General features: G+C 31.5%; 33 protein-coding genes. 30 read left to right on the forward strand and 3 right to left on the reverse strand.

Annotation, left to right across the window (positions count from 1 at the left end; genetic code table 11):
• The first annotated feature begins 140 nt into the window (after positions 1-140).
• The 4 genes from ACKXGU_RS05630 to ACKXGU_RS05645 all read left to right on the forward strand — a co-directional run bounded on the left by ACKXGU_RS05630 (position 141) and on the right by ACKXGU_RS05645 (position 2,190).
• The gene (locus tag ACKXGU_RS05630; protein WP_463467077.1) at positions 141-266 is read left to right on the forward strand and encodes a hypothetical protein; all 126 of its coding nucleotides are present in this window, start codon (positions 141-143) and stop codon (positions 264-266) included.
• 45 nt (positions 267-311) lie between these two features.
• Positions 312-989, forward strand: a complete 678-nt coding sequence (locus tag ACKXGU_RS05635; RefSeq protein ID WP_463467078.1) for a hypothetical protein — start codon at positions 312-314, stop codon at positions 987-989.
• A gap of 385 nt (positions 990-1,374) precedes the next feature.
• On the forward strand, positions 1,375-1,650 hold the full coding sequence (locus ACKXGU_RS05640) for a hypothetical protein (RefSeq protein ID WP_463467079.1): 276 nt from the start codon (positions 1,375-1,377) through the stop codon (positions 1,648-1,650).
• 168 nt (positions 1,651-1,818) lie between these two features.
• The gene (locus tag ACKXGU_RS05645; RefSeq protein WP_463467080.1) at positions 1,819-2,190 is read left to right on the forward strand and encodes a hypothetical protein; all 372 of its coding nucleotides are present in this window, start codon (positions 1,819-1,821) and stop codon (positions 2,188-2,190) included.
• Positions 2,191-2,433: 243 nt separating this feature from the next.
• On the opposite strand, the gene ACKXGU_RS05650 is transcribed toward ACKXGU_RS05645, so the two are convergent.
• From ACKXGU_RS05650 to ACKXGU_RS05660, 3 genes are read right to left on the reverse strand one after another with little or no spacing between them, the layout of a single operon-like run.
• Complete coding sequence (locus ACKXGU_RS05650; protein ID WP_463467081.1) at positions 2,434-2,898, reverse strand: hypothetical protein; 465 nt, start codon at positions 2,896-2,898, stop codon at positions 2,434-2,436.
• A gap of 29 nt (positions 2,899-2,927) precedes the next feature.
• On the reverse strand, positions 2,928-3,614 hold the full coding sequence (locus ACKXGU_RS05655; RefSeq protein ID WP_463467082.1) for a hypothetical protein: 687 nt from the start codon (positions 3,612-3,614) through the stop codon (positions 2,928-2,930).
• Complete coding sequence (locus tag ACKXGU_RS05660) at positions 3,611-4,957, reverse strand: tyrosine-type recombinase/integrase (RefSeq protein WP_463467083.1); 1,347 nt, start codon at positions 4,955-4,957, stop codon at positions 3,611-3,613. Before ACKXGU_RS05660 ends, ACKXGU_RS05655 begins: the two co-directional genes overlap by 4 nt.
• A gap of 504 nt (positions 4,958-5,461) precedes the next feature.
• Between ACKXGU_RS05660 and ACKXGU_RS05665 the strand changes: the two genes are divergently transcribed.
• The 26 genes from ACKXGU_RS05665 (at position 5,462) to ACKXGU_RS05790 (ending at position 24,505) form a co-directional block, all read left to right on the forward strand.
• A complete protein-coding gene (locus ACKXGU_RS05665; RefSeq protein WP_463467084.1) occupies positions 5,462-6,403 on the forward strand; it encodes a hypothetical protein in 942 nt (313 codons plus the stop codon).
• A 214-nt stretch (positions 6,404-6,617) separates the two neighbouring features.
• Entirely contained in the window at positions 6,618-7,274 is a 657-nt protein-coding gene (locus ACKXGU_RS05670; protein ID WP_463467085.1) for a lysostaphin resistance A-like protein, read from the forward strand.
• Between the two features lie 154 nt (positions 7,275-7,428).
• The gene (locus tag ACKXGU_RS05675) at positions 7,429-8,463 is read left to right on the forward strand and encodes a T9SS type A sorting domain-containing protein (protein ID WP_463467086.1); all 1,035 of its coding nucleotides are present in this window, start codon (positions 7,429-7,431) and stop codon (positions 8,461-8,463) included.
• 146 nt (positions 8,464-8,609) lie between these two features.
• The gene (locus ACKXGU_RS05680) at positions 8,610-9,227 is read left to right on the forward strand and encodes a hypothetical protein (protein ID WP_463467087.1); all 618 of its coding nucleotides are present in this window, start codon (positions 8,610-8,612) and stop codon (positions 9,225-9,227) included.
• 380 nt (positions 9,228-9,607) lie between these two features.
• Positions 9,608-10,240 carry a hypothetical protein gene (locus ACKXGU_RS05685; RefSeq protein ID WP_463467088.1) on the forward strand — a complete coding sequence of 211 codons (633 nt, stop codon included), beginning with the start codon at positions 9,608-9,610 and terminating at the stop codon, positions 10,238-10,240.
• A gap of 132 nt (positions 10,241-10,372) precedes the next feature.
• A complete protein-coding gene (locus ACKXGU_RS05690) occupies positions 10,373-10,786 on the forward strand; it encodes a hypothetical protein (protein ID WP_463467089.1) in 414 nt (137 codons plus the stop codon).
• A gap of 144 nt (positions 10,787-10,930) precedes the next feature.
• Positions 10,931-11,896, forward strand: a complete 966-nt coding sequence (locus ACKXGU_RS05695) for a hypothetical protein (protein ID WP_463467090.1) — start codon at positions 10,931-10,933, stop codon at positions 11,894-11,896.
• Positions 11,897-12,024: 128 nt separating this feature from the next.
• A complete protein-coding gene (locus ACKXGU_RS05700; protein ID WP_463467091.1) occupies positions 12,025-12,468 on the forward strand; it encodes a hypothetical protein in 444 nt (147 codons plus the stop codon).
• Between the two features lie 143 nt (positions 12,469-12,611).
• On the forward strand, positions 12,612-12,890 hold the full coding sequence (locus tag ACKXGU_RS05705) for a hypothetical protein (RefSeq protein ID WP_463467092.1): 279 nt from the start codon (positions 12,612-12,614) through the stop codon (positions 12,888-12,890).
• Positions 12,891-13,756: 866 nt separating this feature from the next.
• On the forward strand, positions 13,757-14,290 hold the full coding sequence (locus ACKXGU_RS05710) for a hypothetical protein (RefSeq protein WP_463467093.1): 534 nt from the start codon (positions 13,757-13,759) through the stop codon (positions 14,288-14,290).
• 231 nt (positions 14,291-14,521) lie between these two features.
• A complete protein-coding gene (locus tag ACKXGU_RS05715; protein WP_463467094.1) occupies positions 14,522-14,899 on the forward strand; it encodes a hypothetical protein in 378 nt (125 codons plus the stop codon).
• A gap of 192 nt (positions 14,900-15,091) precedes the next feature.
• Positions 15,092-15,559, forward strand: a complete 468-nt coding sequence (locus tag ACKXGU_RS05720) for a hypothetical protein (RefSeq protein WP_463467095.1) — start codon at positions 15,092-15,094, stop codon at positions 15,557-15,559.
• 157 nt (positions 15,560-15,716) lie between these two features.
• Positions 15,717-16,394: a hypothetical protein gene (locus ACKXGU_RS05725; RefSeq protein WP_463467096.1), complete on the forward strand. Its 678-nt coding sequence runs from the start codon at positions 15,717-15,719 to the stop codon at positions 16,392-16,394.
• A gap of 175 nt (positions 16,395-16,569) precedes the next feature.
• Positions 16,570-17,124, forward strand: a complete 555-nt coding sequence (locus ACKXGU_RS05730; RefSeq protein WP_463467097.1) for a T6SS immunity protein Tdi1 domain-containing protein — start codon at positions 16,570-16,572, stop codon at positions 17,122-17,124.
• 142 nt (positions 17,125-17,266) lie between these two features.
• Positions 17,267-18,193, forward strand: coding sequence for a hypothetical protein (locus ACKXGU_RS05735; protein WP_463467098.1), 927 nt, complete (start codon positions 17,267-17,269; stop codon positions 18,191-18,193).
• A gap of 160 nt (positions 18,194-18,353) precedes the next feature.
• Positions 18,354-18,965, forward strand: coding sequence for an ankyrin repeat domain-containing protein (locus tag ACKXGU_RS05740; protein ID WP_463467099.1), 612 nt, complete (start codon positions 18,354-18,356; stop codon positions 18,963-18,965).
• 149 nt (positions 18,966-19,114) lie between these two features.
• Positions 19,115-19,522, forward strand: a complete 408-nt coding sequence (locus tag ACKXGU_RS05745) for a hypothetical protein (protein ID WP_463467100.1) — start codon at positions 19,115-19,117, stop codon at positions 19,520-19,522.
• Between the two features lie 166 nt (positions 19,523-19,688).
• Positions 19,689-19,919 (forward strand): hypothetical protein, encoded by a 231-nt coding sequence (locus ACKXGU_RS05750; protein WP_463467101.1) that lies wholly within the window; start codon positions 19,689-19,691, stop codon positions 19,917-19,919.
• Positions 19,920-20,037: 118 nt separating this feature from the next.
• A complete protein-coding gene (locus ACKXGU_RS05755; RefSeq protein ID WP_463467102.1) occupies positions 20,038-20,475 on the forward strand; it encodes a hypothetical protein in 438 nt (145 codons plus the stop codon).
• Positions 20,476-20,608: 133 nt separating this feature from the next.
• Positions 20,609-20,998, forward strand: a complete 390-nt coding sequence (locus tag ACKXGU_RS05760; protein WP_463467103.1) for a hypothetical protein — start codon at positions 20,609-20,611, stop codon at positions 20,996-20,998.
• Positions 20,999-21,171: 173 nt separating this feature from the next.
• On the forward strand, positions 21,172-21,708 hold the full coding sequence (locus ACKXGU_RS05765; protein WP_463467104.1) for a hypothetical protein: 537 nt from the start codon (positions 21,172-21,174) through the stop codon (positions 21,706-21,708).
• Between the two features lie 7 nt (positions 21,709-21,715).
• The gene (locus ACKXGU_RS05770; protein WP_463467105.1) at positions 21,716-21,913 is read left to right on the forward strand and encodes a hypothetical protein; all 198 of its coding nucleotides are present in this window, start codon (positions 21,716-21,718) and stop codon (positions 21,911-21,913) included.
• Positions 21,914-22,141: 228 nt separating this feature from the next.
• A complete protein-coding gene (locus tag ACKXGU_RS05775) occupies positions 22,142-22,588 on the forward strand; it encodes a hypothetical protein (protein ID WP_463467106.1) in 447 nt (148 codons plus the stop codon).
• Positions 22,589-22,704: 116 nt separating this feature from the next.
• Entirely contained in the window at positions 22,705-23,346 is a 642-nt protein-coding gene (locus ACKXGU_RS05780; protein ID WP_463467107.1) for a hypothetical protein, read from the forward strand.
• Positions 23,347-23,433: 87 nt separating this feature from the next.
• Positions 23,434-23,976, forward strand: coding sequence for a hypothetical protein (locus ACKXGU_RS05785; RefSeq protein WP_463467108.1), 543 nt, complete (start codon positions 23,434-23,436; stop codon positions 23,974-23,976).
• Between the two features lie 208 nt (positions 23,977-24,184).
• The gene (locus tag ACKXGU_RS05790) at positions 24,185-24,505 is read left to right on the forward strand and encodes a hypothetical protein (RefSeq protein WP_463467109.1); all 321 of its coding nucleotides are present in this window, start codon (positions 24,185-24,187) and stop codon (positions 24,503-24,505) included.
• Positions 24,506-24,715: the final 210 nt, after the last annotated feature.

The following is a 24,715-nucleotide window of genomic DNA, read 5'->3' on the forward strand; positions in this document are numbered from 1 at the left end:
AATCCTGAGGATTTTCACGCAACGAAACTATACACAAACCGTTGTATGCAATGCACGAAAACTGCTAACGATTAAAATTTAGAAAACTAACAAACAAATGAGGTTATATTTGTTTAAGTTTAATTTAAAAAATATAAAAAATGGCTAAATCAAGTGGATTAAAAAATGCTCCAAGCACAACAGGAAGACCATCAGGAAAAGGTAGAGGAAATGCACCTACAAGACCAGGAAGAACATCTCCTCCTGCACCAAGAACTAAAAAGTAACTTAAGTATTGAATGCGCTATCTGAAAGGATAGCGCAAATTATTTATGGAAGATTTTGATTGTAAAAGAAAAAGACATAAAAACGGAGCTCCAGTATTATTTATAATTGGTTGTCTAATTAATTATAATTTTAATTCATTTAGAAGCTTCCTAATCTATATATTTCATTTTTCAGGTTATCTTGACTTAAGAGAAAAAGATTCTACTCAATATAAAGATGAACAGCTCGTTAAAGGATTAGATTTACTCTATAAGAAAAAAATTGATAAAAAAAATCTTTATGAATTGACTGAATGTAATAAGAATACATTCAATAAGCAGTTCAAAGAATATTTTGAGCAAAAAGGTTTTGTCGGAAAAAGAAAATTTACATTATATGAAACTTATGGAATCTTAAATGAATGGCAAGGTCAAGGAAAATGGGGAATGATGCAGTCCATAAAAAAAGAAAGATTAGCTAAAATTATTAACTCTGGAAACTACAAGAATTTAGCAAATGAGTTTAGCTTACTTATAGGAGAGGATGTTTATAAGAGTAAAGACAAGTTTTCACCTAGAGAAGTAAAAAAACTATTAAACCATATCGATTTATCCGAATCAAGAGAGGCTGAAAGACTGTTAAGATTTGATGAATTTAAAACTATTTCTCTATGGATTTTTGGAATTTTCATCTTTTACAATGCTTGGGAGAACAATAAGCACAGCATACAACAACGTGTATAATTCATTGCTTCTGATTTTCCCTTCGGAAAATCCTCGCGCTGAATTATTGCCTTTGTTTTTTTATTAAATTAGTTGCTGTAACACGCAACGCATCATACACAAACCGTTGCCAACAATATGAAAAAAGTTCTCGATAGCCGAAAATACAACCTAATCGGAATTTTAGTCGGAACAATAACTGCGTGGATTATTGGAATGCGGACTGACTTGCCAGCGAGTTCAAATCACGGCGGATTTATTCCCTTAATTTATCCACCTTTCATCGGAATTTTGACTGTTATTGGCTATTTAATTAGCAGATTGATAACAAAAAAATATAATTGGATAATAAGCATAATCGGAATAGTTTACATTCTACATTTCGCAATTGATTTTAATTCAAGTTATGCTTAAAAAAATAACCAAATGGACTTTTCTAAAAGGCTATTTGTTAGTCTATCTGACTTGTTGTTTGATTTTTACAATCATCAAATGGAAAACACTCTCATACGGAGAAGGCTGGGGAGTTGTTTATATGGTTGGACTAATCGGACTTGGACTTTTTGGATTGGTAATTGACTTTATTTTGACTTTAATAATCAAGAATAAAAAAATACTCAACGGAATTGGAATTTTAATAGCAATCGGATTTTCAATAATGTTGATAATGGAATTTAAATAATAACTGAAAAATTAAAAAATACTGTTGGCAACAACGGCTATAATTCAGCGTGGCGAAAGTGCAAAAACCGGAAGTAAAAACTATATTTAAGCTGATTTCTCTGCGGAATAGTCCTGCGGACGATTCCACGCCGAAATCATAGCCAAACCGTTGTAAGCAATTTGAGAAATGACATTCTGGAAAACTGAAAATAGTATTGAACCGAAGAAAAATTTCTACACAGAAATCGAGGAATACTATACTGGAATTTCTAACAACAGAATTCCGACTGAATTGCTGACCGAAATAATCGAAAAAGCAACGGACAAAATTTACGCAGATTACCAACGTTTTTGGAAACAATATCCGAAATCCAGAAAGCGATACTCAAAATTGAAATTAGAGGATTTAGAACACGATTTTGTTTACTTTTTGATTACGGAATTTATCAAAAAAACTGAACCGAAGGAATATCGGAATTATTCAAAAGTCTTGCTAAAAATGAACGATGAGGAATTTGACAAATATGAGGAAAGAAAATATTGGTATGAAAATAAATAAAAACTGCTTACAACACTTTATATAAAAAATTGCTAGTTTTAGCTTAACCAATGTTAGTTGCTTTGTTTGCTAGCTTCTGATTTTCCTTCGGAAAATCCTCGCTCACAAACACGCAACTTTCCATATACAAACACGTTAAAAAAACACCTAGTTTGTTGTTTCTTTTTTTTTTGAATTTTAAATAATAAAATTCCGAAAAATATCAATGGAGAAATTTAAAATTTAGGATACTAAAAGACTGTCTTACGAATGGATTTGATATGGCCATAAATACACCACATTGTTTGTTTCCATATCAAAGTATGGCTTTCGACCATCTGGCAATGGGTTAGCGTTCAAAACCAAATGGTACCGCCCATTAATTTCAGCTGCAATTTTTCTAATATCACCTTTTGTTAATGGTTTATTTTCGTGTTTTGTGACCAAGGACTTAAATCCATCAACAGCCAATGTACCCAATACAGAATTAGTTACACCCGCCAAACTCACTTGCTCAACTTTAGTTTTTGGGTGTTTTACATTATTAACCAATTCATTGGAAACTTTTTGAGGAAGGTTGGTGTGTGGTTTTAATTGCTCATTATTAGTCTTTCTATGGTAAAATGCTTTTGAGCGACAAGTGCTACTGCAATACTTTTGTGCTTTACGCCTTGTGGGGATAAATTCACTTTGACAAAAATTGCAGATATAATATTTTGATTCTATCATTATGCGTCAAACAAACGTTTGTTTTACGTTTAATAAGGTTTATTATTAATGTTTATACCAAAAACGGTCTCTAACAGATATTCCTCCGCTTTTGATTTAGTAACTTCCTTTAATCTTTTAATATGCTCATGTCTGTTCAAACCGTGGTTTGTTGTTTTCTTAACAAACCGTTTGTTAAGGTTTGCTACTATCGGTTTGATATTCCCTAACACGGTTTTAGTGCTTGTTTCACTGACTAAAAACGTAGGTGCCATTTTGCAAAACTTTGCTTCAAACTCCTGTTTGTGTTTTAACAAAAACTGGTATTGCAAATTTAAAGCTGTTTTCTGGTCTCCTGTTAAATTAGAAACGTCTCCCTGAACATTATTCATTAACCATTCACTCAAATAAAGAAATGACTTCACCAGCTCACTGTACTTTTCTACTACATATTCAAACCCTCCTTTGCTGTTATTTTCCTTAAAATCATACAAGAGTAAAATATTTTCATCCAAAACCCCTTTTTTTGACAAAATGAACCTTCCTGCTTGAGTTTGATCAGGATTTAAAGTATATCCATCCTTGTCTATTAAAACCAGTTTGTTGACGTCCGACATAATGACTTCGGTTTTTTGGATCTTCAATAAATCTACAAATGATTCAGGTACATAAAAGATACTCACCTTAACCAGGTTTACCGTTGTTTCATGTATGATTTGTTCTAACCTTCCTTTCATTCTGTTTTTATGAATTTAGAATAATCTTCTGGTAACTCTGCATCTATATCTCTTAAGTACTTTTCCAATGCCGACATTGTTGAATGACCTGTGATTTGCATCAAGAAACTTTTGGTCTCGTGAGGAGTTTTTGTTTTACGCAGCTCTCGGTATAACTTCGTTATGAAAGTATGTCGAAAACTGTAAATACCAAATTCTGGTCCCAAATCAAATTTGTCCTTCACAAACCTTTTAAACCGCTTGGAAAAATAATTTCTCTTGGCGTCAACCGAACTCTCCCACTCCCCTCCAAAACCATCAGGTGTAAATAAATACTTGTCATTACTGAATGCTCCCAAGTCTGGTAAATCATTCCACAGAACCTCTGGAATTATTTTAGTCTTTAAAGGACTATTCTTTGCCTTAAAACTTAAGGTACGGTTTTCACGATCTATATCCTCTATTTTCAATCGACACACCTCTATAGGTCTCAAAAAATTATAGGATACAAATTTTATAAAAAGTAATAGTGTCGGATCTTCTTTTTGTAGATAACTGAATATCTCTTGTTGTTGGATTTTTGTATAAGTTTTGTTTCTGGTAGCTGTAGTCTTAAGAACTTTAATTTTTTTTACGAAATTCTCTACGATTATTTCATGATCCTCTAACGTGGAGAAAAAACTGCTCAAGCTGGCTCGGTAATTATTTCTGTTTCTCGCTGAAGATTTGGCCATAATACCCAACAAAAACTCTGACACGATCGATTTATCAATTTGTTTTATATGTTTTAGCCCCTTCTTTTCCTTTTTTAGCCAATCATGAAAAATCCGTATATGACTACCATAGGAACGCAAACTACTATCTTGAAGTGTTTTTAATTTCAATGCCATATCAAAGTCAAAAGCTTCTTTCAAAGTCGTTCCTTTTGATTCTTCAATTTCTGTCTTGTTTTCTTGTTTTGCCTCTATTGCTTGATGATTCCTATGTAAGTTATCTTTTTGTTTCTTTTCTCTGGAATCATTTTCTAATGTCTTATTCTTGACATTATAAAGCTCTTCATTGTCTCGATAAGGATTGAATCCTTGTCGAAGTAGTTTTAATAAGACTTGTCGTAAAATGGATAGAACGGCTAATCGTTCTTCTTTAGTTTTGTATTTATTGGCTTCCCCATAAATTGGAGTTTGCCGTTTTAGCTTACCTGTTTCGGGATTTCGAAAAGAAAAATACACATACCACCGTTTGGTTAAATCGTTATTGGCAGTGTAGATTTTGGGTGTGGAAAATTCTTTTTTCAATGACAAATCGTATGCACTTTCGTATGCACTTTTGTATTCTCTCTCAATTAAGTCGTTAAAATTAAACATAAAAAAACGGTTTGGCAACACCGAACCGTTTAAATACGTGACTTTGTCATTTGTAGCGGGAACAGGACTCGAACCTGTGACCTTCGGGTTATGAGCCCGACCTTTACCCCTATTTTAACACAAACACTGGGTGTTTGAGCTGTTAATTTTATGAAATCGTGTTCAAAATCGTGTTCAAGATTTTGTCTACTTGTTAATTTAACATATAGTCCCGAAATTAATAAATTTTGAATGAAATACTGGTACTTAAGGAAAACTATTTTTTGACTCCTGACCATCATTTCAAAGTAATCAATTTTATAAATCTTCTTTATTTGTAAGAATTTTGAGTACTTTTAGAGGTATAACCATAATGGGGATAAACGCAATTGCGTTTATCCAATTGTTGCCAGTAATTTGAGCGAACCCACAGAATTTTGTAGTTTACTCAATCAAAAGAAGAATTCCCTCATTTTGACTTTATACCTTAAAACTCACTATATACATTTGAATAAAATGTAAAATATGAACAAACTATTTTTTTTATCACTTCTTCTTTTAAGTTTCATTTCTTATGGACAGAAAGTTATCGTTAAGGGAATAGCGATTGATTCAACAAATGGACGAAATAAAGTAACTATAAGCTTAAATGATACCATAAGAAAATATTCTAAAAGTGAGGATTTTAATTTTGACAATTACAAATCGCTGTATGAAAACAAAGATTATTACACAACAGTTAATAAACAGAATAAATTCAAAATTAAAGCAAATCTAACTGACTCTCTTACTTTCAGTTCTTGGAGACATATTTCTAAATCATTTTTAGTGTCAGATTTAATATCAATGACAGAAATTAAAATCATATTAGAACCAGAAGTTTGTGAGGAATATGTTCCTTGTGAAGAAGAAAATCCAAAATTATACGTTTTTATTGGAGAAAAAATAAAAGTGGATTACGCTAAAAGAAAATATTATTGTAATCGTATTTCAATGGACTCGAAATTTGACGCAAAATATAAAATCATAGAAAACTTATATGGAGACTATATGAATGAAACCATAGATTTTGTTGCATATGACCATTATGGTAAACCAGGATTTTCTGAATATGATAATGTTATACTTTATGTTGCGGAATATTGTGGAGAGCTTTATCACGTAAAATACCAATACAATAATGTTTATAAAACAAAAGACGGAAAATGGGCTTCCCCTTACCAAGGTTTTGACTATAAAAAACTTGACTCATTAAACATTAAGAAACCTATTAAAATAGAGTTCGACGAAGAAGTAACGTTTGAATTTGGAAAAGGTACTGACACTCTATGGTTTCAAAGACGATTTCCCAAACCATATTATGAAACTAATGGATTTAAAGCTAAAGCAGTTTATGGAAATTATGCAATTGATATTTTCGAAATAATGAAAAAAACAATTTTAAAAACAAGAGGATACTTTGAATAAAAACTACTGGCAACAACGTTTATAGCTCATTACTAATCATTTGCTTTATCGAAGTTATGGCATATTTGGAAAGTCGCCAAATTTTTAAATTTGACGATTTCCAATAAAAAAGATAAATAGTAAAATTTAAAAATCTGGCTTGTGGCTTAACCGAAAATATTCGCTAATTTGCACGCAACGAGCCATACACAAGACCGTTGGCGTGCATTTAAGAATGAAGTTACACAAAGCAATTTTACTTACTATTTCATATTATCTTTTATTAGAATTAATCGGATTTTGGATTCTTTTAATTCCTGATGGAATAGAATATTTGGAATTAATAAAGTCTTCCCATTTTATCAACTCGATTGCTACGATAATTTTACTATTATTAATATTCAAATCGATTAAACAATCTGATTTACTAAAGTTCAAAAAAACTGACCCAAAATATTATCTGATAGCATTAATATTAGGAATTGGATTCGTTTTCTTTCAATCAATTCTAAATATTTTTTATCATCAAGAAATATCGAGTAAAGTATTTGATTACGATTTCACTCTTGAACGATTAACGTCTTTGAGTGTAATAGCATCAATTTTGGTCGTGCCTATCACAGAAGAATTATTCTTTCGGAAATATATACTTGGTGGATTATTAGAAAACTATAAAGCTCTAATAGCTATAATTCTATCATCTTTACTATTTTCATTTATTCATATTCCCTTCGTTTCCTTGTTTTATGATTTTAATGACTTTAGTCTTCATCAAGCCTATATTGCAATATTTGGTGGATTGATATCTGGAATATTATTTTACAAATCGAAGTCAATTATACCTTCAATAATATTTCACATATTTTGGAATTTGACAAGCTATGTCTTATAAAAAACGACACGCCAACAACGGCTATAGTTTATTGCTTCTGACTTTCCTCTCAGAAAGTCCTCGCAAATTTGCTATCTTCGGTTTACGGCGGAAAATCCTCGCGGATTTTCACGCAACGAAACCATAGCTAAAACCGTTGGTAATAATTATCTAAATGAAATCAACATATTCTATAATATCATTTTTTTTAGTTCTGTCGTTCAATCAGATATTTTCTCAAAATGTATATGTGGTTGGTAATAATAATTTTATATACTTGCTTAATTCAAGTAATACCCTTGAGTATGTCTATACGATTGATACTGGAATAGTTACTGGAGATATTGCTATTTCTTCTAGTGGAACAATTTATGGTCTAAAAAATGGTTTTCTTCCTAATCCAGAAATAATCGAAATTGACATAGTTAATGGAACTAATAATGTAATTGGTACTGTTCCTGTTCCAACAGATAGTTTTTCAATGGTTTGCAATAATAATGATGAATTATTTGTTTTAGGATCCAATAATGAACTTTGGAAATTTAATATTAACTCACATCAAAGTACTTTCATTGATAATCTTGGAAGTTCCTCACCCGGTGATATTACTTTTTATAAAGGCAATTTAATATTTCAAAGTACAGATGGGGGGAATATTAAAGCATATAATTTATCCAATGGTAATATTTCAACAATTTTATGTAAAGATGAACCTTTAAATGACAATCTAATTTGGGGGATATCAAATGTCTACACTAATTGCGGAAATGAAATAATTGTGGCTTCAGATTATGCAAATAATTTTTATGAATTAGATATAGAATCTAACTCTATCAATCTATTGAATATAGATATTAGCATACTACCTCAAAATGTTCAAATAAATGGAATGGCATCTACATCGGAGCATTTTGCTTCTTTATGCAATAGTATTCAATTACCTAATGTTGAATGTAGTCTATCGATTGATGAATTCAGTTTATTAAACGATGAATCTATTTTCTATCCAAATCCATTCAATGATAATGTTCAAATAAATCTAAACACTGAAATTGAATTAGTCGAGATTTATGATTTGAATGGGAGATTAATTAATAAATTCATATGCCCTAATTACAGTATTCCTACAGCTGATTTACCATCTGGTGTTTATTTTTTAAAAGCATCATATCAATCAGTAACTGTTACAAAAAAAATGATTAAAAAATAACTATTACCAACAATGGCTATAAGTAATTGCTTGTTCTCGCCTTCTTCTGAAAATCCTCGCGGATTTTCAGTTTGGTGTGTACTTGCAAAGTCGAGTGCTAAACCACGCAACTACTCATAGCCGAGCCGTTAGCTGCAATTTGAGAAATGGACATAAAAGAAATTTCGGACAAACTAAAAAACCAATTATTAGAAGTTAAACCTTCTAACGACTGGACAATGGAATATCGACCTTGTCAAGTAAAACTGAAAAACGGAGAAATACTTGACCGAGTTTACATGTCGGAATCTGAAACATATATGAAAACTTGGGGCGTAATGCCTGACCAAGACAGTGGAAAAAGATATATTCTTATCGAAGATGTAGAAGATATAAAAGAAAGTCCTTTTCGAATGCCAGTTGACTTGGCTAATAAACTCTATGAAGCAGGAGAATCCGGAATGGGATATTGTCTTTATAAAATGAAATTTGATAACGGAAAGACCATTGACGTAGTAACAGGAAATGCCGTTGACTTCCCACCAATCCCAAATGGACTGAAATCTGAAAATATTAAAGACGTATTTCCTCACCAAGGTTCAAGAAAGAATCCGACAAATAGTCCTGACTATACTTGGTGTTTATTTAAAGGGGAAATGCCCGAAATTGAAAAAGAAAAAACAGCAGCTAACAATGGCCATACGACAATGGCGGCTGATGTGCAAAATGATAAAACAGAACCTAAATCAAACTTGTGGTCAAAGCTGAAAAGTTTGTGGTCTTAATCCGCCACTGCGCATAGCCGAGTACGTTAGGTCACAATCAGCTGAAGCTGACTTGTGTTGCTACGTGCTACGCACTCCCACCCCACAAGTAATTGTGACCTAACGCCCTGCTAAACCAAATTGTGCCTTTACTTATCAGCATAGTACAGCTCCAGCTGACGCACTCAAGTGCTTAACATGACATAACAAGTGCTAAAAGCAATTTGGTACGGGTAATCTAACTCCCAATACAATAAAATGGCAATTAACGATAATTACATTATCTAATTGGCAACCGATGCCATGATCATTATCAGAACTCTATCATGGCATCGTTATCCATTTTATCGTATCTTCGTTATCATACCCGAACTGCGTTTAGCAGGGCGTTAGCTTTACTTATGAAGAACATTTTCATCTTAATCTTATCTCTGAATTCTATTCTTGGATTTTCTCAAAATTCGGAGCTAATCGTATTGAGTGAAAATGACACTTTAAAAAGTTCAGATTTTGATTTCTGGATAAAAACCGAAGATGATTTTCTAAAATTTAACGATTCGAATAAATTGCTTTATGACAATCTTGTACTGGAAAATAATGATATAGTTTCCTTACTATTTATTTTTAAGAACGATACTCTGAATTTTGAATTGGATAAAATACAATTTTGGAATTTCGAAAAAGAATATTCCGAATACAAATCTTTGAGCCTTACTGTTGGGCACAATGATAAAAGCGAAAAAAAATTTGATTTTGAATTCCATAAAAAAAATAAATCCAATATAATAATTAACATCGCTGATAAAGATTTTAAAAAAGTGTTTAGTGAATTTGCTATTGGACTGGAAAACCCAAATGGAAAATATGATGAAGAAATCATATCAAAATATAAGATTCGGCAAAGAAATAAGAAATTCAGGATAAGGAAAAAGGAATTGAAAAAGCATTTTAAGAAAACGGATTTCATAACTCTTGCTTTTGGAAACAATATTATATTCGAACAAATAACTAAAGCTAACAATGGCTATAAGTAATTGCTTGTTCTCGCCTACTTCTGAAAATCCTTGCGGATTTTCAGTTTGGTGCGTACTTGCAAAATTAAGTGCTAACCAACGCAACTACTCATTGCCGAGACCGTTGTAGTGCATTTAAAAAACCCTATCTGAATGGATTTAAAACCTGGAAAATTGATTCTCTTCTTCGGACTTTTTTGTTTTGCAATTTCTTTGGTTTTAGTCTATGTTTTGTTTTTTGTGCTTGAGGAATATGAAAACGGCGGACTTTTGAGTGTCCTTTTAATGTTAATTGGATTTTTCTCAATCGGACTTTATCTGACCTTACATTATTACAAGTATAGAATTATAATCGGAGATAAATCAATGATTATTAAAAACGAAATTGGGACAAAAAAAGAAATTTATTGGACTGATATTGACAAAGTGGATTACAATAAAACTTTCAATATGATTGTTGTTTTGAGCAATAAAAAGAAAAAATGGATTAGTCCGATTTATGTACAAATAGTTGATTTTATTGACCCTAAAAAATATTCCGAAAACCTTAAACGACTGATAAAATAAAAACGCACTACAACAACGTGTATAGTTCATTGCTTCTGACTTTCCTCGCGGAAAGTCTTCGCAAATTTGCTATCTTCGGTTTACGGCGGAAAATCCCCACGGATTTTCACGCAACGAAACCATAGCCAATCCGTTAGCACCAATATGACAAAAATCCTACGAAAATTCATATCGTATTTTATAAAAAGCGGTTTAGTTTACTACTTGTTTTTAGTTGTCGAAACCATCAGCTTGTATTTTAGCGAATTTGGATTTGACCTAACGTATGGAATACTTTTTAGTTTTAGTCAAATACCCGCAGTAATTAATTTTGGGGTTTTCATTGCCTTAATCCTGGTTACAGCGGAATTCATAAAAGAGAAAATTCCTGTCTCAAAATTTTTCCAATTCGGACTTATCGCATCCCTAATCTTTGGCGGACTAATATTCTTACTATCTAATAGTGTGGTGCCAAAACTGCGAATGACATCATTCTTGGATAGATATGAAAACGCAAGAAAAGAACCATTTACGTCACAAGAAAGAATTGAAAAAGCTACCGAATACAAAAAAACAAATGTTGATATGATGAGTATTGGACTTATAAACCAATATTCTGACTCTTTAGAAACTGAAAATAAGTCTCAAAAGAAAATTATCTCTGACTTGTTTAAAAAAATTCCTGATAGCATAATTCAAAGTGATTTTTCTAAAACGGAACTTAACGAATATGGAATCTCAAAAAACGAGTTGACAAAAGAATTTAATCGCAGAGATTTATTTCAATTAAAAAACGAAATAAGAAAGAATACGTTGTTGACAAAGCAATTGAGAAAATCTAATTGGACAAAAAACGTTCGATATTTAAATAGTTTTCTGACTTTATTTCTAGTTTGCTTTGCAATAGTTATTGGAGCGAATTTTAAAAATCAGTTAATATTTTCATTGGTCTGTATCGGAATAGTGATTTATTCACAGACCTTAACTTTATTAACAACATCATCGGACTACTTTATAAACGGAGAGAACTTATTGGGACTGATTTTTAAGTTTACGATAATTTTGGTTGTATTTTTATATTTAATCTATCGAATGAAAACGAAAAAAAATACTGGTGCTAACAATGTATAACCGCAATTACGGCGGATTCGACTACGTCCGAATCCACTCGGAATTGCTAACGTCAGTGCCAAACCGAAAATTAACGCATATTAACCCGTAACTGACGGTTATACGAGCCGTTGTAGCCAATTAAAAAAATGAAATACGCCATCATTCCATTTATCGCCATCGGACTTGTATTGTCTATGGCAATTGGAATTGAGTATAATTGTGATGGGCAAGAAATGTTCCCAACGTTTTTTGGAAGTCCTTTTGTGTTTAAAAAAGAATCTTTGGGAAGTTCAATGGAATATTTCTACAGTATTTCGGGACTAATTTTAAACATCCTGACTTGGAGCTTCGTTTTATATTTTATCGACAAAGCAATCCAGCGAATTATAAAGCAAAAAATAATCAAAATTGGCTATAAAGTTTTAATCGCACTTATGATTGCCTTTACAACCTTAAACTTGGCAATGGACTCGGTAATGATTGGACACGGATTTGACAAAAACTCGAATTATTGGTACTGGAATATGGACAAAGAAGCTAAAGACTGGGGCATGACTTGCGAAGGCAAATTAATAATAATTAAAATATAAAAACTGGCTACAACAACGGCTATAATCCAGCGTGGCGATAGTGCATAAACCGAAAGTAAAACCTATATTTAAGCTGATTTCTCTGCGGAATAGTCCTGCGGACGATTCCACGCCGAAATCATAGCCAAACCGTTGGCAACAATATGAAAACCCAAGACAGTAATAATAAATTTAGAAATAAATTGTTCAGTGTAAAACAGATTTTGATATTAATAGGACTTGGATTTATTTTCATTGCTTGCGAAAAAAAAGTTGAGCAAAAGAAGAATAAAAAACTAATCGGATTTAAGTCCGAATGGATAGGAGAATTAGGCGATGAAAACTACGAAGCAGCCGAACCTCTTGCTGAAAGTAAAAAAATAGATGTAAAACAAGTAGATGATATTCTAATTGTAAAATCTTGGCAGTTTACCAATACTTGAGGAGAATATGAAGAGGACATTACTATTAGTTCTGACACAATTACTCTGGAATTGAAATTAGTATCAGATGAAGTCTGTACATCAATGTCAATTGAAAAACTAACCTATTTAATCGATAATCCTAAAAAGAAAAAATGGATAATAAAATAAGATACTGTTGCCAACAACGGCTATAATCCATTGCTTGCCAAATGCTAAACCAAAATTTGTTACCTTTAACTTGGCTCAATTCCTACTCCGAAAAATCTCCGATTTTTCTCCGCAACGGAATCATAGCCAAACCGTTGGCAATAATTTATGAAAAAACTAAACTTCAAAAAATGGGTGTTTCTGATTTTAATTCAGATTTTTATACTCTATTTGATTTATAGCTTTTTCTATAACGGAGTTTAAAAAAAGAGGGAAATATTAGATAATAATCTTGTGAATGATATAAAACTGGAACAATACTACAAAGGAGATAAAAATTGGATAAAATATTCAAATTGCTTTTCTGAATATTGGACCGAATCTGACTTTCAAAAAAGATTACTTGAGTATTTAGAGAATAGAATTGATTTTGCTCAAGTAATTTATTATCACTTACAAGGAAACAGTATAAGTTGGATAAATTCAAAAGTATCTGAATTAGATAATTTAACACCATTGGAATGCTTAAAAAACGATAACCTGACTAATAGACTAAAAGAATGTTTAATGAGATTTCCGACTTAAAAAAACTATTGCCAACAATGTATAACCGCAATTACGGCGGATTCGACTACGTCCGAATCCACTCGGAATTGCTAAAGTCAGTGCCAAACAAAAAATTAACGCATATCAACCCGTAACTTACGGTTATACGAGACCGTTGGCAAACATTTTAAATGAAACTCTTACCATATATTTTGTTTTTTGTGCCATGTATCATCTTTTCTCAAGAAGATGATTATAACCCTTTAAAAAGAAAATTAATTGATAGTATTCATTCCAATAGATTATGCATCGAATATCCAGGACTAACTAGATTTTTGACTACTAAAGAGGCTTTTGATGAATCAGAATATGTTTTTACTGGAAAGGTGACTAAAATTATTAGAACTGAACAATTGGAACCTCAAGATTACGAATTGGATGAAAATAATAAATTGATCCCATTGTATATAGAACCAACTTATCAATATTGGTATATCCTCAAAACAAAAAAAGTTTACAAAGGAAAGGAAAGTGAGTTTATAAAAATTTATTCTCAAATATTTAGCACAATTTCACCTTTGCTGATGCTGGACAAGGAGTATCTGATTTTTGCAAAAGCTGGAGAGTTTCAGGATTCACCATACATTTATTGTGGTGGAAACTCTTGCCATATCAAATATGCTGATGATGACATTGAAGAAATTGAAAATATTTTGAATAACTAAAACGATTTGCCAACAACGTGTATAGTGCATTGCTTCGAATTTTTCCAGCAGAAAAATTCTCACTTTAATTAACTATATTTATTTCAGGAAACATTTCGTTAGTACAACCTCACGCTTTTGTTTTCCAACGCGGAATTTTCGCCAGTCTAGCTGGCTCATCCTAACGCAAAAGCGTTCGGCTGAAATCCCGCAACACACCATACACGAACACGTTGTACCCAATTTGAGAAAATGACCACGTCTAAAGAAATTTACGATACCAAACGAAAAAATTTTGTCAATAAAACAAGGTTACATTTTGAATTTCTGATATCGGAATTTTATTTTGACAAGCCGAATTATACATTCTCGGAACAATCAAACGGAACTGTAATAGCAGACAAATTTGAATTTAATAATTCTGACAAAAATTTGAGAATAACTATATCAAACGCATATCATCCTGTGGACTACGGATTTGAAATAAATCTGACGGATTTAAATACTGGAGCTGAAGAAATGATTCATCACGTGCTGAAAGAAAATCAAGATATCGAACAAAGCTATATCGAAAAAGCATCGGAATTTTTAAAAACTGGATACGGACAAAGATTACGCAGAAAACACTGATGAATAAACCGAATAAAAAACTGGGTACAACAATGTATAACCGCATTTGCTTCGCCAGTCGCTTTGCTCGTGTCGGCGGATTCGACTACGTCCGAATCCACTCGGAATTGCTAACGCCAGTTCTAAACCAAAATTAAAGTATATTTAATCCGATAACTGACCGTTATACGGACCGTTGTAGCACATTTGAGAATGACCGAGAGAATTTACTTATATCCAAAAGGACTTATTAATAGCTTAATTGCGAAATTCCTCATATTCGGTATTATAACTGTACCAATCTTGGTAATTGAGTTTATTTCAATTCTAACTTTAAAATTCTCTTTCGGATTAAAAATTGAAACAGTAATTGGAATAAATGCAATATTTATTGCCCTAGTTATAATATTAATTGTAATAAAATCTTTGAGGGAAATCAGCTCGGTTGAATTTAAGTCTGAAGTTATAGAATTTACTTATAGGTATGGAAAACAATTTAATATAAAATGGAATGATTTACGGAATATCAAATTCTATACTGAAAAAGAAGGTGATTATTATCAATTTGAGACAAACGAAAAAAAAATAGAAATTAACACAAACCGATACGATACAACACACGAGCAAATCTTTTCAATTTTCAAGGAAAAGGGAGTTGTTTTGATTAGTCAGTATTTCTAATAAAAAAAACGTGCTACAACAACGGCTATAATCCATTGCTCGCTAAATGCTAAACCAAAAAACTGTATATTTAACTTGGCTCGATTCCTACTCCGAAAAATCTCTGATTTTTCTCCGCTACGGAATCATAGCAAAACCGTTGGCAACAATTTGAAAAATGATAAAATCGATAATTATAGTAATAAGTGTTTTTTTAATTCTTACTGGATTTAAAACCTACAAATTCTTAAAGGAAAACATAAAGAAAATACCAAAAGTCAGTTTTGAGGAACAATTAAAAACGTATAAAGAATTAGGTTTCAAACTAAACGATGGAATCACTAAAGAAACTTTACTTGAATCATATGACAAATCTGATTTTGAAGAAGACACTTGGATTCTTATGTATGTCACTTTAGGTTCTACAATAGAAAGAGAACCTTGGACACCTATAACAAATGATTGTTGGCACTTCGATGCTGAATGCATTGAGGATAACGGTTCTTATGTTGATATATTAGAAAACTTAAAAAGAATTACAAAGAATCAATTGAATTTCGAACACATCAAGGACTTCGTGGACATTGAAAACGAAAAAGCGTGGGTTTCTTTCGACTTTAGAGGGAAAAATTATAAATGGAATTTAAGAGTTGCGGATGACTGGGTTGATGGAGCTCTATTTGACAAAGTCCAAGAATTAAATTTAGTACTAAATAACTCATATAAATTTACTTCCTATGGCTTGGGACAAGATGGAGTAATTGGCTATATGAATGAAAAAGAAATGGCTGAATTTAAAAAAATGACCAACATAAGAATAAAATGGCTAGATGGAATTAAAGATATTGGACAATAAAAAACTGGTGCCAACAATGTATAACCGCATTTGCTTCGCCAGTCGCTTTGCTCGTGTCGGAGGATTCGACTACGTCCGAATCCACTCGGAATTGCTAACGCCAGTTCTAAACCAAAATTAAAGTATATTTAATCCGATAACTGACCGTTATACGGACCATTGGCATAAATTAAAAATGAACCTCGAACAATTCAAAAATAAGTACAAAAATCAAAAGAAACTGATTAATCAAAAATCAGTTGAATTGACCACACCGATTAACGAATTGAATGAATTATTTGACCAATATGGTGGATTTTCCTTTGAAAAGGGAATTTTAAGGATTCACAATTTCGAGACCTCAAAAAAATGGACTGAAATAATATGCGAAACCTTTCCAAAATACACTAACCGAATTATAGTTTTCGGATTTGATTGGGTTGGGAGACAATACGCAAAAGATATTAATAAGGACTTTACATACTTATTCGATATTGCAACTGGAGAAGATTTTATGCTGGAACAACATATTTCGGAATTTTTCAATGTTGACCTGATTGAATATGCAAACGAAACATTAGACATAGACGGATTTAAAAACTGGAACTCAAAAAACATTGAATTAAAATTCAACGAAGTTGTGGCTTATAAAATACCTTTATGGCTTGGCGGAAAAGATGACCCTAGCAATTATGAATTATCTGATGCGGAAGTAAACTGGGAAATAAATCGACAACTAATGAATAAATAACTTGTGCCAACACCGGTTAAAAATAATTGCTTGGTTCTAGCCTACTCGGAAAATCCTGCGGATTTTCCTCTGGTTCGTTCCTTTTTAGTAAGTTAGTTGCTTGCACACGCAACTACCCTTACACAAACCGTTGTATGTAATTATGAGAAACATGAGAATAACTACATTCATTCTACTATTTTTTACAATCATTTTAAATGCTCAAGAAAATTCTGAAAAAGCAAAAGAATTTCTAAATGCTCTGGATTCGGACAAAATAATTACTGAATATTATGATAAATACAAAAATAAGGTACTTGAATCAACAGAATTAATTTTGATCGAATCAGATTTAGATATAAAAGATAGTTTAATCGTAAATGAATTTACTGAATCTATTAACAAAAACTTTAGGTTCTATATTCAAGAAGCAAAAGACAGAACTTTATCAATTTATTCATATTATGAAGTGGATAGATTAGAGAAATTCATCAATCTAATTAGATCAGAACCAGATTTCAACAAAGTTCTTGTTGAAACTAATTTTGCGAAAATTGTAGAAAACATTACAAAAGAACATAGCGAATATGTCGCACATGATATTCCATTCATAATAAAGGAAATAAAGGCTACTTATGAACCTTTAAAATTAAGACTAATAATTGATAACGACACAATATCAAATATTAGTAAAACTGATTTGAATTTAGAATTAGTTACCACAAATGAAAAATATCAACAAATAGAAGTTTTAAATAAGTTGACCTCTGAAATTACAATTCCAAAAGATTTAGAATATAAAGAAATAGAACACGTCATTGTTACTTATAATGACAAACAGTACACTTTTTTCGAAAAACATTATGAAAGACTACCTAAAGAATTGAGAGCCATTTTAAGTGATAAAGACAAAGAATTGCATAATCCTCTTTCAGAATATTGTTTTGAAAAATTATTGTTCTGGGAAATTGTTATTGACAATAACCCTAAAAAAAATCCAGACTATGATTTAATAAAAAGACAAGATGAGAATATTAAGGGATTAATTAGTTTTAAAACTCGAATAAAAACAATCGGAAAAATAAAATAACTACATACAACACCGTGTATAATTCATTGCTTCTGACTTTCCTCTCGGAAAGTCCTCGCAACTTTACTATCTTAGTTTCTTAACCCGAAAATCCTACGGATTTTCACGCAACGAAACTATACACAAACCGTTGTACTGTATTAAAACCAATCAATAATCTATGAGTTTATTCAAAAGTTTGTTTTCTTCAAATAAATCTGAAAAGGATTTTGGAATTAAACTTTTTAGAGCACTTTACGAACCGAACAAACAAAAAGTGATTGAATTAATTCAAAGAGAAAAAATAGGAATAAACGATTATTTGGATTCATCCAACTCGAACTCAATTCTAATTAATGCAGTCAATTGCTCATCCGAATTTCAAGACTCAAATGAACAATTGGAATTAATTGATTATCTAATTGACCAAAAAGCAGATGTGAATTGGAAAAATGATAATGGATTTAATGCTTTACATATCTCTCTTGCCTATCATAATCTTTCGAAAACATCCTTACTATTATTAAGAAAAGGGAATCCAAATGTAAATATTGTTGAGGAAAAACATGGAAATAGTCCAATATTTACAGCAATTCGAGAATACGGACTGACTTGGCGAGAAGAACAAAAAGAAGTCAACCAATTAAGATTTGAGATTATTAAAGAGCTCTTGAATCGTGGAGCTGAATTGGATAAACTAAATAATCACGGAATTTCAGCCAGAAAATGGATTGAAAGAGTTTCTGAAAACGACAAATTACATAATCTGATAAATGAATTTGACAAAAAATAACGCGGTACAACACCGTGTAAACGCAATAACGGTTGAATTTCCTCATCGGAAATTCAACTCGTTTTGCTAAATTAGGTGCGTCACGGGAAAGTACTCGCGCACTTTCCCGTTACTGACGCTTTCACAAACCGTTGGCAAACATTTGAAAAATGGGATACGAATTAAACATTCAGAGAGAAGAAAATAATAAAATTAGCAAAGAAGAGTGGATAGCCTATATGGAATCTGACTCTGAATTTAACCGAATTGAGGAATTTTCAGCTGATTTAGGAAATAATGAAGTTCTAACCGTACCAACACCAAACGGTGGACTTTGGATTTCTGATAAAGGAGAGGTTCCTTTTACTTTTTCGGAGAAATATGGGGAAATAACTGTTAAAAATCCCGAAACCTGGATTATTAAAAAAATGATTTCGATTGCGCAAAATCTAAACGCAATAGTCGTTGGAGAAGAAGGTGAAAAATATGATGAAGAATATTTGAAAGACCCATTTGGAAATCCTTTTGAAAATGAAAATTCCATGACTGAAAAAAAATGGTGGCAGTTCTGGAAATAAAAACGATTTGCCAACACCGTGTAAAAATAATTGCTTGGTTCTTGCCTACTCGGAAAATCCTGCGGATTTTCCTCTGGTTCGTTCCATTTTTAATAAGTTAGTTGCTCGCACACGCAACTATCCTTACACAAACCGTTGAGCACAAATACAAAGCCGTTTTGAGGTTATGATTTTAAAAAAAGAAAAAATAACAGCAGTTCACCAAGGGCTAGGTGGATATATAAAACTAAAGGATAGGGAATACTCAATTGAACATATAGAGAGCGGAGTTTTTTCTATTCATTTTCCAGACGGTAATAAAGGTGGTTTTCTGTTAAAAGACTTTGAACTGATTACTAAATTTGCCGAAAAGCAAAACCCAGCTTGGTTTGTGGAAGATAAACGAAGAAAAAAATAGAATTTGTATCAATGCACAACACCAGCTATAGTCCCTTTAGAATTTTCTCGCAACGACACGAGCACAGTGAACTGAATGAAGTTAAACCATACTCAATCACGTTGCCAGTAATTTGAAAATGATAAATCTGTTTAAAAAGAAACCGACAGAAATAAAAGAGGAATTTACAATTGGAGATTATGATTTTTCAATTGACCACGGGAATTCTATTGTCAAAATCGACGGAAATAAAATAATCGATTTGACCATTAAAGCAAACGATAATGTTTTTGATAAACTTTGTGAAAATGATGATTTTGAGTTTAATTTCGGACTTTACTCACCAGAGTTTTATGCAAGAAGTGTTGATTTAGGAAGAAAAAGACAAATTATAATCAACCAAGAAAACGGAACAGATATTGAATGCGCTCTATATTTTATGGAACATAATGATGTCAAAATAAATTTAAGTATTCATGATAATTGGATTTTAGTTGCTGGTTGGACTGATATTATGGGAAAAGAATATCCGATTTTGATAAAATTAAAAAATAACTTGCTACAACACCGTGTATAATTCATTCCTTCTTTCTTTCCTCTCGGAAAGTCCTCGCAATTTTGCTATCTTCGGTTTACGGTGGAAAATCCTCGCGGATTTTCACGCAACGAAACCATAGCCAAAACCGTTGAGTACAAGCTGAATTAAAAAAATGAATCGACATTTATATCTATTTATATTTTTTTTGATTGCTATTTCTAGTTGTAAAAAAAATAAATCATCTGAAATATTACTCGATAAAACTGTTGTTACCAATTGTAAAGGAAAAACAATCGAATTGATCTTACCAAAAGATTGGCAAACACCAGACAGATATGAATATGAGGAAGGTTTTCTACAAACCTACATTTATCCTGACAAAAGTTATTTGACTGTAATGTGTGGTGGAAATGCTGAACTAAAAAAGCAAAAAATCGTAAAGGAAAACGAATTTGCAAGAGAACAAAATTATAACGGATTTTCTTTGATATATGGGAATGTAAATGAGGAAAGAAAAGCGGAATTTGACAAGGCTTTTGACCTAATGAAACAAATCGACTAAAGAAAAAAATAAAAGCCAGTGCCTAACACTGGCTATAATCCATTGCTCGCTAAATGCTAAACCAAAAAACTATAACTTTAACTTGGCTCAATTCCTCCTCCGAAATTCTGCCTAATTTCTCCGTAACAGAATCATATACAAACCGTAGGCAACAATTTAGACTCATAATGTCAATGCACAAATTACTTTTGATTTTTATTATAGCTTTAACCGTAAGTTTTCAGTCCTGTGCTCAATCGACTTATAAAAATACGACGTATTCATATCAAGCAAAAATACCAACAGATTGGAATATAGTTGGAGAAATAAAAAATGATACTATTCAGAACTTTTCTATTGTGGAATGGGCGCTTCCTAAAGTTATTTCTGAATCAAAAGAATATGAAGTTCAGAATTCTATCGAAATCTACGCTTATAAAAACAGTGATATTAAAAATATAGAAGAACTTATAAATCAAGAAAAACAAAAATGGCAACCATTTCTATTTAAAACGGATATTTCACAAGAGGATTCCGAATATATAAGAGGAGTTATGACTACCTCAAAAATACCAAGTTTTGACCATAAATCTAAAAAGTACTTTATTTACAAAAATGGAATCTGCTATAGAATCCAGTTAGTTTGTACACTTGATACTTTTGACAAAAATCTTTCCGATTTTGAAAATTTCTATAAAGAATTTAATATTATTGAAAACAAAAAGGAATAAAAAAGATATGTTAGAAAAAGCCAGAAAATTACCGCTACTGACAAAAATAATATTAACAATAACACTCTCTCTGTTTTGGATTTTCATTGCATCAAGTTTTGACTTGGATATAAAATCGAATTGGATTTTGTCTGCATTTGTGATTGCTGGAATATCCAGTATTTTTTTTGGTTTCGGTACGAAAAACAAATCGGATGACAAATAAAACCTCTTAATCTGACTGACCAAAATTCCTACTGAAAAATTATGTTAGAATGGATAAAGAATAACGCAAGGTAACAACGTGTAGAATTCATTGCTTCCGATTTTCCTCGCGGAAAATCCTTGCAACTTTATTATCTTAGTTTTTTAACCTCGAAATCTCAGCGGATTTCACATTACGAAACTATACACAAACCGTTGTAACCAATTTAAGAAATCCGAACCCTAAAAAATGATTTTTGTAAAAAAACACAATCTTGTAACAGACAAACCAATTGAGATTGTTCGGAATAATTTAAAATCATCAACTGAAAAATTATCAGTAACAGAATTAAGTGAGATAAAATTATACGGATATATGAAAAACACTCACGGAAGAGGTTATAACATTGTATCTGACATAAATTTAAAAGAAAAAGCAGACAGAAAAACAATCGTTGAAATTAAAAACGAATTTGATTTGTTGACTAACTTGTTTTTGATAGCAACGTTTGTCGGACTTTGGGGAATTGCCATTTACAAATTAATCAATGGAGCAAATATTTTGAGTCTTGAACTGATTTTAATGCTGACTTTTCCAATTATTGGAGCTTTGATAACAAAGTCATCTTTTGAAATTTATGAAAAAAGACTTATGAACATTTACTCATCGCTACTGGAAAATGAAAAACCAAATTAAAAAAACTGGTTACAACAAGGACTATAATTCATTGCTTCCGATTTTCCTCACGGAAAATCCTAGCGGATTTTCACGCAACGAAACTATACATAAACCGTTACCCGCAAGCTGATAAAATGAAGTACTTAATAATAATTTTCGCTCTTTTTTTAACGTCCTGTCCAAATGGACAAACTAAAAAAGAAATTAATGGATTGATTATTGACCCTAACATTAAAAATGAGGTTGATAAATACATTTCTGACCAATCTAAATTTGAGAAGTTTGCAGATTTAATGCAAATATATTCTAATAGTTTATCTGTTGAGAGTTATGAAAATGACAGTTTAATAGTTTCAAGCAAAGATTTTTCAAGAAAACTTCCCTTTAAGTCTTTTTATTTATGGAATAAAGACACTCTCGGAATTAATGGTGCTTTCGGACTTTTTGGTGGAACCGGATTTTATATAAAAATTGCTGATAGCAAAGCAGAGCTTTTTCATTTATTGAGTTCGGATGATTTTCCGACTTATGCCTACAAAGAAAAGGACAGTTTAATTATGAGGCTTGAAGTCCCATGTACTGAAACTAAAATTATTTTATCTGAAGTTCCTGACTCGACCAAAAATCAAATAATTTATGGATTTGTGGAATTTAAAAGCAATGACTTTTATTCAGCTTCAGGTGCTTTTATTGAGGGGAAAGAACCGAAAAGAAAAAAGATAAGAAACAATATGAACATCTACTTTAAAAGTGGATTACTTAAAATGAACGAATAAAAGCCAGCAGGTAACAACATTTATAATTCATTGCTTAACCACGCAATGCATCATTGCCAAACCGTTGAAACCAATTACGAAAAACATATGAAAACAAAATTTATTTTAATCTTTCTAATAGGCTTAATTTGTTTTTCTTGTAATGTGAGCTCTCTTGATAAAAAATATAATTTCTGGGCTTCAAACAATGAATTTAATGGAAAAAAAGAATTAGTTGAACAATTTCAACAAACTATTAATGAAAGATTAAGCGACTCATTGAATTATCCAAATTTTTATTTCCTAAATGGCAAATTCAGCTGGCAGCTCAATAATAATATATTAACAAATAAAAGTTATGACAAAGCTGTTATTATGCTAATGAGTTTAGGACTTGACAATAAAAAGGACACTCTTGGATCAGTAAATTTACTTTCAGCAGAATACATTTCAGATAATTGGATTATTAACGACAAAATTGATTTGACATTTTATTACTTTACCCACTATTACGATGATAGATTGACTTTTGAAAAAATAACTGAATTATCCACAAAAAGAATGATTGAAGCAGGGTATATGAAATCTGAAAAAGAGTTTAATCATAAATTCGTAGAGGACAATTGGAGTTATTTATTTGGAAAAGAATAAAAATAACCAGCTACAACGCTAGCTATAATTCAGCGTGGCAACAGTGCAAAAACAAAAAGTAAAACCTATATTTAAACTGATTTCTTACGCGGAATAGTCCTGCGGACGATTCTACTCCGAAATCATAGTCAAACCGTTGTAAACAATTACTGAACTGAACGCAATTTTAAAATATAAAGGACTGATTTTTAAACTGATTGTTACTGCTGTGATTATTGGCTCGTTCCTATTTTCAAGCGGAATATTAATCAAACCAAAATTTGATTCGGAAAAGTGGAAAAATTGGGTAGAAACCGAATCTGAACCTTCTCTACGTTGGGATATGATAAAGAGTCTCAAAAGGACTCACGAATTAATTGGAATGCCAAAAGAAAAAGTTTTAGAATTACTTGGTGAACCGAACTCAAAAACCGATTCGACATTTAGCTATTATCTTGGTTACTCTAAAAATGGAATTAATACTGGAAACTTAACCATAAGATTTAACGAAAAGGGAAAGGTTTTGATTTATTTAATTGGACAAGGTTAATATGGTTTTCAAAAAAGAAACAAAGGATAATGAATTGTATGTTTAAATGAACGGAAAACTGATTTATAAAAAGTGGCTGAATACAGGTGAATCTAAAATATTTGACTTTATAGCCTATGACAAATACACTCTGAAATCGATAAATGACAAAGAATAAAAAACTGTTTACAATAACGGCTATAATCCATTGCTTGCTAAATGCTAAACCAA

This window comes from Hanstruepera sp. CR43 (genome assembly GCF_055227665.1).

Bases quoted from the DNA above. Each gene is read 5' to 3' on its own strand.
- ACKXGU_RS05630 (WP_463467077.1), top strand. From the start codon at position 141: ATGGCTAAATCAAGTGGATTAAAAAATGCTCCAAGCACAACAGGAAGA.
- ACKXGU_RS05635 (WP_463467078.1), top strand. From the start codon at position 312: ATGGAAGATTTTGATTGTAAAAGAAAAAGACATAAAAACGGAGCTCCA.
- ACKXGU_RS05640 (WP_463467079.1), top strand. From the start codon at position 1,375: ATGCTTAAAAAAATAACCAAATGGACTTTTCTAAAAGGCTATTTGTTA.
- ACKXGU_RS05645 (WP_463467080.1), top strand. From the start codon at position 1,819: ATGACATTCTGGAAAACTGAAAATAGTATTGAACCGAAGAAAAATTTC.
- ACKXGU_RS05650 (WP_463467081.1), bottom strand. From the start codon at position 2,898: ATGATAGAATCAAAATATTATATCTGCAATTTTTGTCAAAGTGAATTT.
- ACKXGU_RS05655 (WP_463467082.1), bottom strand. From the start codon at position 3,614: ATGAAAGGAAGGTTAGAACAAATCATACATGAAACAACGGTAAACCTG.
- ACKXGU_RS05660 (WP_463467083.1), bottom strand. From the start codon at position 4,957: ATGTTTAATTTTAACGACTTAATTGAGAGAGAATACAAAAGTGCATAC.
- ACKXGU_RS05665 (WP_463467084.1), top strand. From the start codon at position 5,462: ATGAACAAACTATTTTTTTTATCACTTCTTCTTTTAAGTTTCATTTCT.
- ACKXGU_RS05670 (WP_463467085.1), top strand. From the start codon at position 6,618: ATGAAGTTACACAAAGCAATTTTACTTACTATTTCATATTATCTTTTA.
- ACKXGU_RS05675 (WP_463467086.1), top strand. From the start codon at position 7,429: ATGAAATCAACATATTCTATAATATCATTTTTTTTAGTTCTGTCGTTC.
- ACKXGU_RS05680 (WP_463467087.1), top strand. From the start codon at position 8,610: ATGGACATAAAAGAAATTTCGGACAAACTAAAAAACCAATTATTAGAA.
- ACKXGU_RS05685 (WP_463467088.1), top strand. From the start codon at position 9,608: ATGAAGAACATTTTCATCTTAATCTTATCTCTGAATTCTATTCTTGGA.
- ACKXGU_RS05690 (WP_463467089.1), top strand. From the start codon at position 10,373: ATGGATTTAAAACCTGGAAAATTGATTCTCTTCTTCGGACTTTTTTGT.
- ACKXGU_RS05695 (WP_463467090.1), top strand. From the start codon at position 10,931: ATGACAAAAATCCTACGAAAATTCATATCGTATTTTATAAAAAGCGGT.
- ACKXGU_RS05700 (WP_463467091.1), top strand. From the start codon at position 12,025: ATGAAATACGCCATCATTCCATTTATCGCCATCGGACTTGTATTGTCT.
- ACKXGU_RS05705 (WP_463467092.1), top strand. From the start codon at position 12,612: ATGAAAACCCAAGACAGTAATAATAAATTTAGAAATAAATTGTTCAGT.
- ACKXGU_RS05710 (WP_463467093.1), top strand. From the start codon at position 13,757: ATGAAACTCTTACCATATATTTTGTTTTTTGTGCCATGTATCATCTTT.
- ACKXGU_RS05715 (WP_463467094.1), top strand. From the start codon at position 14,522: ATGACCACGTCTAAAGAAATTTACGATACCAAACGAAAAAATTTTGTC.
- ACKXGU_RS05720 (WP_463467095.1), top strand. From the start codon at position 15,092: ATGACCGAGAGAATTTACTTATATCCAAAAGGACTTATTAATAGCTTA.
- ACKXGU_RS05725 (WP_463467096.1), top strand. From the start codon at position 15,717: ATGATAAAATCGATAATTATAGTAATAAGTGTTTTTTTAATTCTTACT.
- ACKXGU_RS05730 (WP_463467097.1), top strand. From the start codon at position 16,570: ATGAACCTCGAACAATTCAAAAATAAGTACAAAAATCAAAAGAAACTG.
- ACKXGU_RS05735 (WP_463467098.1), top strand. From the start codon at position 17,267: ATGAGAAACATGAGAATAACTACATTCATTCTACTATTTTTTACAATC.
- ACKXGU_RS05740 (WP_463467099.1), top strand. From the start codon at position 18,354: ATGAGTTTATTCAAAAGTTTGTTTTCTTCAAATAAATCTGAAAAGGAT.
- ACKXGU_RS05745 (WP_463467100.1), top strand. From the start codon at position 19,115: ATGGGATACGAATTAAACATTCAGAGAGAAGAAAATAATAAAATTAGC.
- ACKXGU_RS05750 (WP_463467101.1), top strand. From the start codon at position 19,689: ATGATTTTAAAAAAAGAAAAAATAACAGCAGTTCACCAAGGGCTAGGT.
- ACKXGU_RS05755 (WP_463467102.1), top strand. From the start codon at position 20,038: ATGATAAATCTGTTTAAAAAGAAACCGACAGAAATAAAAGAGGAATTT.
- ACKXGU_RS05760 (WP_463467103.1), top strand. From the start codon at position 20,609: ATGAATCGACATTTATATCTATTTATATTTTTTTTGATTGCTATTTCT.
- ACKXGU_RS05765 (WP_463467104.1), top strand. From the start codon at position 21,172: ATGCACAAATTACTTTTGATTTTTATTATAGCTTTAACCGTAAGTTTT.
- ACKXGU_RS05770 (WP_463467105.1), top strand. From the start codon at position 21,716: ATGTTAGAAAAAGCCAGAAAATTACCGCTACTGACAAAAATAATATTA.
- ACKXGU_RS05775 (WP_463467106.1), top strand. From the start codon at position 22,142: ATGATTTTTGTAAAAAAACACAATCTTGTAACAGACAAACCAATTGAG.
- ACKXGU_RS05780 (WP_463467107.1), top strand. From the start codon at position 22,705: ATGAAGTACTTAATAATAATTTTCGCTCTTTTTTTAACGTCCTGTCCA.
- ACKXGU_RS05785 (WP_463467108.1), top strand. From the start codon at position 23,434: ATGAAAACAAAATTTATTTTAATCTTTCTAATAGGCTTAATTTGTTTT.